The organism is Alcanivorax sp. HI0083, from assembly GCF_001635175.1.
In genome coordinates, this window is record NZ_LWFX01000368.1 from 1 (window position 1) to 1,289 (window position 1,289).

Below are 1,289 nucleotides of genomic sequence, written 5' to 3' on the forward strand. Positions count from 1 at the left end.
CGGGCGGACAACCTGCTGCAATGGGACAAGCGGTACCAATATGCCATGGCGGCGGAAGTGGTGGCCCAGCAGGGGCTGATCGATGACCTGCAGGATGACCAGAACAATAACGCGCTGGTTGATGACTGCGTGGAAGAGCAGTGGGCAGTACAATTACCGCCCACCCCCTATGAAGACGCCATGCTCAGCGCCAGCGTCCAGGATCTACAGGGGCGTTTTAATCTCAATTGGTTGATTACGGCTCAAGGCGATGCCTTTGTTCGCGATCCAGAGGCGATTGACCGGCTTACCCGGCTCATCGAACTGACTTTCCCCCAGGAAACAGACGCGTCACGACTGGCCAACGAAATGGCGGATTGGCTGGATTCCAACAATATTGTGGATGGGGTAGAAGGGGCGGAAGACGCGGATTACCGTAACCGCCGGACTCCGAACATGCCGGCGGCCCATGAATCGGAAATGCGTGCCTTGCTCAGCTTCCAGGTGGCCAATCAACCCCAGGACAGCATGGTCTGGGGGCTGTTTACGGCGCTACCGCTGGGAACTACATTGAATGTGAATACGGCGCCGCCCCAGGTGCTGGATGCGGTGCTGGGCGGAATAGCGGGTGCCGGCGCAGTAGAAGCCATTGTCAAAGCCCGCCAAGAAGAGCCGATTACAACCGTGAGTGATCTGATGCAGCTTGCTCCTTTGAGCGCCCTTGACGCCGACGAAAAGCAGGCAGTTAGCGACCTTCTGGGCGTTAGCAGTGAATATTTCCAGGTGATGGTGGACGTGGAAGTAGACGGCCAATTAAGCCGATTGGTGAGTCGCTTGCGCCGGCGTAGCGGTAATGATGCGTCTACCGAGGTCTTCAGCCGGCAGGTAAGCCCGCTGCTGACCCCGCTCGAACCGGCCTGCAATCCCTTCTACAATGCCCAGTAAGATGCCCAGTAGGCGCAATGGTCAGTAACGACACTGTGGAATGATGCTCGCCTTGGTACACTGAGCCAGCGGCACATGCAGTAATAACAACGCAGATAACAACGAAAGGACACAGCAGCGTGGCAGATGCTCCACTGATTTATTTAAGCGGTGCAGGGGGAACAGAGCCGGATCTTGAAATTCCGGTGCTGTTGCAGCGCAACGCAACCGATGACGTACAGGCCATTAGCCTGCGTGATGCGCTGGAACAGTGTGCCGGCCAGACCCTCCATGTCATTATCAGCGTGGCCTTTGCCCGGCTAACCCATGTTTCCCTGACTCGCAAGCAGGCGCGCCATTTACAGCGTGTTCTGCCGTATCTGCTC

At 57.3% G+C, this 1,289-nt stretch carries 1 protein-coding gene and 1 pseudogene; both read left to right on the top strand.

Annotated features, from left to right (window positions below):
- Window positions 1-924 (top strand): type II secretion system minor pseudopilin GspK (gspK, locus tag A3754_RS03820; RefSeq protein ID WP_063518879.1); only part of this gene is annotated, 924 nt, incomplete at its 5' end.
- 119 nt (window positions 925-1,043) lie between these two features.
- Window positions 1,044-1,289 (top strand): annotated as a pseudogene (locus A3754_RS03825) (type II secretion system protein GspL); the annotation flags it as partial.